8 protein-coding genes and 1 tRNA gene are annotated in these 6,259 nt (G+C 38.0%); 5 read left to right on the top strand and 4 right to left on the bottom strand.

Annotated features, from left to right (window positions below):
• The 4 genes from AC5YCD_RS15555 to AC5YCD_RS15540 form a co-directional block, all read left to right on the top strand.
• Positions 1–243 (top strand): transposase family protein (locus tag AC5YCD_RS15555; RefSeq protein ID WP_496130866.1); only part of this gene is annotated, 243 nt, incomplete at its 5' end.
• A gap of 116 nt (positions 244–359) precedes the next feature.
• On the top strand, positions 360–1,244 hold the full coding sequence (locus AC5YCD_RS15550) for a pirin family protein (RefSeq protein WP_496130865.1): 885 nt from the start codon (positions 360–362) through the stop codon (positions 1,242–1,244).
• Positions 1,245–1,639: 395 nt separating this feature from the next.
• Complete coding sequence (locus AC5YCD_RS15545; protein WP_496130864.1) at positions 1,640–2,938, top strand: FAD-dependent oxidoreductase; 1,299 nt, start codon at positions 1,640–1,642, stop codon at positions 2,936–2,938.
• Between the two features lie 3 nt (positions 2,939–2,941).
• Entirely contained in the window at positions 2,942–3,748 is an 807-nt protein-coding gene (locus AC5YCD_RS15540) for a class I SAM-dependent methyltransferase (RefSeq protein WP_496130863.1), read from the top strand.
• Positions 3,749–3,797: 49 nt separating this feature from the next.
• On the opposite strand, the gene AC5YCD_RS15535 is transcribed toward AC5YCD_RS15540, so the two are convergent.
• Together AC5YCD_RS15535 and AC5YCD_RS15530 are read right to left on the bottom strand one after the other, a co-directional pair.
• A tRNA-Thr gene (locus tag AC5YCD_RS15535) sits at positions 3,798–3,873 on the bottom strand.
• Positions 3,874–3,999: 126 nt separating this feature from the next.
• On the bottom strand, positions 4,000–4,233 hold the full coding sequence (locus AC5YCD_RS15530) for a hypothetical protein (RefSeq protein ID WP_496130862.1): 234 nt from the start codon (positions 4,231–4,233) through the stop codon (positions 4,000–4,002).
• Positions 4,234–4,468: 235 nt separating this feature from the next.
• On the opposite strand from AC5YCD_RS15530, the gene AC5YCD_RS15525 reads away from it, so the two are divergent.
• Positions 4,469–5,344: an HNH endonuclease gene (locus tag AC5YCD_RS15525; protein ID WP_496130861.1), complete on the top strand. Its 876-nt coding sequence runs from the start codon at positions 4,469–4,471 to the stop codon at positions 5,342–5,344.
• 14 nt (positions 5,345–5,358) lie between these two features.
• Here the strand turns inward: AC5YCD_RS15525 and AC5YCD_RS15520 are convergent, their stop codons facing one another.
• Complete coding sequence (locus AC5YCD_RS15520; protein WP_496130000.1) at positions 5,359–5,829, bottom strand: transposase family protein; 471 nt, start codon at positions 5,827–5,829, stop codon at positions 5,359–5,361.
• On the bottom strand, positions 5,777–6,187 hold the full coding sequence (locus AC5YCD_RS15515; protein ID WP_496129999.1) for a transposase family protein: 411 nt from the start codon (positions 6,185–6,187) through the stop codon (positions 5,777–5,779). Before AC5YCD_RS15515 ends, AC5YCD_RS15520 begins: the two co-directional genes overlap by 53 nt.
• Positions 6,188–6,259 lie beyond the last annotated feature (72 nt).

Below are 6,259 nucleotides of genomic sequence, written 5' to 3'. Positions count from 1 at the left end.
GGATTAGAGCAACATGGCTTTAAATTATTGATGCCCATAAAGAAAAAGAAGAATTTCCCGTTATTTAGTGTTGAGAAAAAGTACAATAAACTGATTGGAAAAATACGAGTTGTGATCGAACACATCAATAGTCAATTGAAAACATTTAGAATATTAAGTGAACGCTATCGAAATAGACGGAAAAGATTCGGTTTACGCATTAACTTAATTGCTGCACTGGTAAACCGAATAAACTTGCAATAACCACTTTCGCAAGAGGTCTATTGTATTAAAAATATGACAGTGCTTCCTAACAAGTGCTCTAGTGCAGCTTGAAGTACAGGCTTAAGATAAGTGCATCAATAGATTGGGAGTAGGGCATGAAAAAAGTCATCGGGGTATATCGTAATCAACAGACCCATTGGGTAGGTGATGGCTTTTTGGTCAAAAGCCTGTTTTCCTATGATCGTTTAGGTCAAGCGATTAGCCCATTTTTATTACTGGATTATGCTGCACCGCATAGCTTTATTCCAACCCAAAAACAGCGTGGTGTAGGTTCACATCCGCATCGTGGTTTTGAAACGGTCACTTTGGCTTATCAAGGTGAAGTCAGTCATCAAGACTCCAGTGGCGGTGGCGGGACGATTCATGCAGGTGATGTACAATGGATGACCGCGGGTGCAGGTGTGATGCATGAAGAATTTCATAGTCCTGAATTTGCCAAGCAAGGTGGTATCTTTGAAATGGTACAGCTTTGGATTAATTTACCTGCTAAGGACAAAATGACCCCAGCACAGTATCAAGCCTTGAAAGCTGAGCAGATTCCAGTGATTCAGTTTGCCAATCAAACTGGGCATTTACGTATTATTGCAGGGCACTATGCACAGCAACATGGCCCAGCCAGTACCTTTAGCCCAGTGAATGTATGGGATGGTGCGTTGAAACAAGATGCGAGTTACACCTTAAACGTACCGCCTGAACAGACTACGCTCTTGTTATTACTTTCAGGTGAATTGCTGATTAATCAGACTCAGCACGTACAAGACAGTTCAGTGGTGATGTTTGCCCGTGATGCAGATACGAAGATTGAATTGATTGCCAATAGCGATGCGCGTTTTGTGGTATTAACCGGTGAACCACTCCATGAACCGATTCAAGGATATGGGCCATTTGTGATGAATACTGAGCAAGAAATTATTCAAGCCTTTGCAGATTTTAATGCCGGTCAATTCGCGCAACTTAAAGTCGCTGAAAAAAGCAGTTAAGTTTTTGCCTGAAAAAAAGAATAGACCCCGCGGTAAAGCGGGGCCTATTGTTACGCTGTAAACGTGTAAAAAAATAACTATTATTATTAAATTCTGTGAATTAGATCATCATTTTAACTACAGTGCATCATAACCACCTTTCATGGTTTTGTAAATTTTATTGTCTGATTTTACTGCCTTTTTACGCTGATTGTTTTTTATATATACACAAAGGCGCTGCTTTTTCAGCAAGCAACGGCGTACTGTAGAGGCTGAGATGACCTGTTAAAAATCATTTGAATGATGTCTTAGCCAGTCATTCACAAAAATATTGAATATGGCATTTTTTAATAGCCAGTTTTGCTAAAGCTTGGTTCATAATTTTGAAATGTGTTTTTTGACGGACGGATAATAATTTGGATATTGCAATTATTGGTAGTGGCATGGCTGGCCTGGCTACCGCAAGAATTCTTAAAGATGCAGGACATAACATAACAATTTTTGAAGCATTGCCTGGTCGCGGTATGGATAGCCATAGTACCGAATTTGAAGGTGGCTTAATTGATGCGCCTTTACGTGTGATGAATCCTTACTTATGGAAAAATACCTTAAGTCTGGCAACCTATTTAGGCATTAGCACTTTCCCAGTACGGACCTATATGGCATGTAGCTGGTTATTTGAAGATCGTACCGAAACATGGCTGACAACGACCCGTACTAAAATTGGTAATTTCCCCATTATTAACAACCGTAAAGGCATTCAGCAATACGGTTGGCGTTTAGTTAAAGGTATGTTGCAGTTAAAAACTGCTTTGGCACAGTTCTTTAAGTCAGACAACCAAGACATCACTTTAGCTGAATTTATTAATCAGCATGATATTGAAGAAGTGTTTTGGCACGGTGCAGTCATGCCAGTGCTATATACCATTTGTACCTGTAATCCAAAAACCATTGGGGATTGGCCAGCAAAACCATTATTGACTTTCTTACGTCAATTGACCGACGGCGATGCGTTACTGCGTATTCAAGGTGGTACACCTGCGCTTGTTAACAAGCTGATTGAAGGTGTGAACATTAAGAGCGGTTCACCAATTACTTATGTATCCGAGCAGGGCGAACAAGTGGTGGTGAAAAATGCCGATGGTGAGCTTGAATACTTTGACCGTGTGGTGGTGGCAACCCCAACCACAAAAATTGAAGATTTCTTAGACAATGAACAATTTAAAGATGACATTGAACTACTTAAGAAATTTAAATTTGAACAAGGCGATTTAGTCATTCATACCGATAACACGGTCATGCCACCTAAACGTAAAGATTGGGCAGTACTGAGTTATATGATGGATCGTAAATTTACCCGTCAACAATTTACTGTATGGCTCAATGCGGTAGAACCAAGTTTAGTGGGTAAAAATCCAGTATTCCAAACTTGGCGACCAGTCACAGACATTGATCCGAAGAAAATCATCTCGCGTGTGACCTTAACCCGTGCTGTGGTGGACTCGGACACAGTTGCGTTAAACAAGCAAATTCAAGCCCGTCATCGCGATACACAACGTAAAGTGTTCTATTGCGGTTCATGGTCATGCGATGGTTTACCAATTCTAGAATCTGCTGTGACTTCTGCAATGCATATTGCAGAAATCTTTGGTGCACCATTGCCGTTTGTGGGCTTAAAGCCTAAAGTTGAGGTTGCTCCACAACTCGGCTACTAAAGCATGTTCCAAGCTCTGCACGCACAACTGTTACAACATAAATATGCGATTAATAGCGCAATATTAGGTGATAAAAATGCGTTAGCTTGGAGTAATTTAGGCCTTTGGCAAGCAGGCGATAGCTATCGTACTGCTTGTCAGGCTTTGGCCGTAGATTTAGCCCAATCAATCGATTTAAATTCAAATGACATTCTACTCGATTTAGCCTGTGGACAAGGTGCAAGCCTAAATCTTTGGCATTATTATTATAAAATTCAATATATTAGCGCAGTGGAGCTACAAGCTCAGCATGTGCAGCAGATTAAAATCCATACCCCATTTTTAAATTCAATTCTCTTTGATTCATTTTTAAATTTAAACTCAAATAGTTTTAGCCAGAAATTTAGCGCAGTGCTATGTATAGATGCGGCTTATCACGTCAATTTAAATTCATTTTTAAACTCAGTCACTCAAGTCATGCAACCCAAAGCGCGTCTTGCTTTTCATACTTTAATGCTAAGTGATGATTTTTTTAAGTTAACCGCGTGGCAACAACGCAAATATGCGTATTTACTTAAAAGCGCAGATGTAAATTTAAAAGATTTAATGACTCAAAATAAACTTCACAGCACCATCATGCGGCATCATTTTCAGCAGGTACAAATTCGTGATTTAAGCACACAGGTATTAGCTGGTTTTGCTAAATTTGTGGCACAAGAAGATCTAGTTTTGACTGGTTTAGATGGTTTTAAAATTAAGATGACCGCTAAGCTATGCCAAAAATTATGGCAAGACGGTTTAGTGCGCTATGTGGCAGTGGCAGCTTTTTAAAGCCTTAGAAACAACAAAGCCTCACTAAAAAGCGAGGCTGAGTATAAGATGGTGCCGGCACACGGATTCGAACTGTGGACCTACTGATTACAAGTCAGTTGCTCTACCAACTGAGCTATGCCGGCATCTTGGAATCGCATTATAGAGAGTTTTTAAAACTGTGCAAGCCAAAAAATAAACAACTAAATCAAATTAATAAAAAAAATCAGCTTAAAGGTTATTTAAGCTGATTTTTGTTGATGTTTTAGCCATTAAAAAGACTTTTTACGCAAGATTTGGTCTAGATCGTGGGCACATTCTTCGAGGGTTAACGCCATGTCAATTTGCATTTGTGGTTTAAGTTCATTGGCCAGTTTTCTCCATTGTTCGATGAGGCGTAGTGCTTTTTGTACTTTATGTTTATTTACGTCTTTGGCAATGGTTGGGGTATAGCCGCCACGTTTGGCATTTTTTATTTGTTTTGCATAGTTTGTGCTGGTGTTCATTGCAGCTCCTATAACATTTGTTTTTGTATGCTGGGTTAACCCAAATAAATTGTGGTTTAGGATTGTTGCAGTGAGATGAATTTATAGACCTTTTTTCTCCTTAAAACTTTGGTGTTTTTTAATCTTTATTATGCAGAGTTTGTGCCAAAAAAATGAATTGAAATTCTATATATGTAATTAGATTTTCTGTAGATTGTAATAACAGACTTTTGAATAATTATAGGGTTAGCTAAGAATGAAATTTTGGTGGGTAAATCAGAATAAGACATTTAAACAAGAAATATTAGGGGGCTATTTATGGTGTCCTACAAAAACTAAAGCACAAAGGACGAATCGCTATTATGAATATATTAAAGATTTATCTCCAGGTGATATTGTATTTTCCTTTGTCAAAACAAGGATTCATGCAGTAGGCGTAGTGCAAGATTACTATTACGAAAGTAAACAACCTCAAGAATTTGGAGAAACTGGTGAGCTTTGGGAACAAGACGGTTGGTGTATTCCAGTCAAATTTTTTGAAATTCAAAAAGAAAAGCGTATTCGCTTGAAGGATCATATCAACTCTTTAAGATCTTATCTCAATGTGGAAGATGCCCCCTTACATGCTGATAATGGTAATGGAAAAGAATTCTATCTTACAAAAGTAAGTAAAGAACTTGCTGAGCAGATTGAAAAGTTAATTCAAATCAACTTACTTGAAGTTCGTGTAAACTTTATTGATAGCGATCCCTTCCTTGATATGCTTGAAAGAACTGAAGAAGAAAAAATTCAAAATTCAAGTTTGGATGAGACGACAAAAAGAGCATTGGTTGACTCACGACGTGGTCAAGGAAAATTCAAAAGAAATGTTGCAGAGGTTTTATCTCAATGTGTGATTACTGGCTTAAAAGATAAAAATTTCTTAATTGCGAGTCATATCAAACCTTGGGTAAAGAGTAATAATATAGAGCGATTAGATGGTAATAATGGTTTATTGTTAGCACCACATATCGATCAGTTATTTGACAGAGGTTATATCTCTTTTAATAAAGAGGGATATCTTATTTTAAATCCGAAACTACCACAGCAAGTGATCGAAGCCTACGAATTAGAAAAATGTCAAAAGCATTAGACTTCTTTCATAAGTTATTTTTTACTCAGCTCCAAATTGTAGATGCCCGCGATCAAATTAAATCTTAATCCGAGTCTTTTTCCTCGGTTTCGATAACGCTCGGCAAGGATTTTGAAGGTTTTCAAACGGCCAAATACATGCTCAATCCCAATTCTTCTTTTATTAATTTCTTGATTGTAAAATTTTAGCTCCAGATCTAGTTTGCAGCGCTTTTTTGCTTTTAATGGCAATAAGCTATTTGGATATACTGTATAGATCCCTTGATAACCTTTATCTGCAAGGATAAAGGCACCTGCAGGAATCTGATTCAAGTTGCGTTTGAAGAGTTCGAAATCATGTACAGCACCACGATTCGTACATAAACTCAGAACTTGCTGAGTTCTATAATGGATAATGGCCTGAACTTTGAAAGTATGTGCTTTCTTCTTGCCACTATAGCTTTTCTTCTGTTTTTTTAGGTCTTTGTATTGGGATTTCTGTGGCATCTACGACCACCACATTCCAGTCGATCCCTTTGCCTTCAGGCAAACTCTTAGGTAAATTAAATAGATTGGACTTGATGAGGCAGTCCTCTACCTGGCGGACGATTCTTGAAGCAGTAGGCTCTGACACGCCATAACTTGTTGCGACATGGAACAAAGTTCGATATTCACGCCAATAACTTAAGCACAGAAGAATTTGATCCTCTATACGCAATTTCGGAGGTCTACCTTTCTCTGGAACATGTTTCTGCAATTGCTCAACCATTACATAAAAGGTTGACCATGAGATGCCTGTATATCGCTTAAACTGTGTTTCAGAAAGCTTCTTTGAGTCGATGTATTTCATTCGTAAATTATGCATGAATATTCGAAATTCTTCGGTACAAATAAGAAGCAAAAAGTAGATCATTTTTTGATTTATGAAAGAGATCTA

Source organism: Acinetobacter sp. CY05, assembly GCF_059515805.1.
This window is presented reverse-complemented; position numbering and strand designations above follow the sequence as displayed.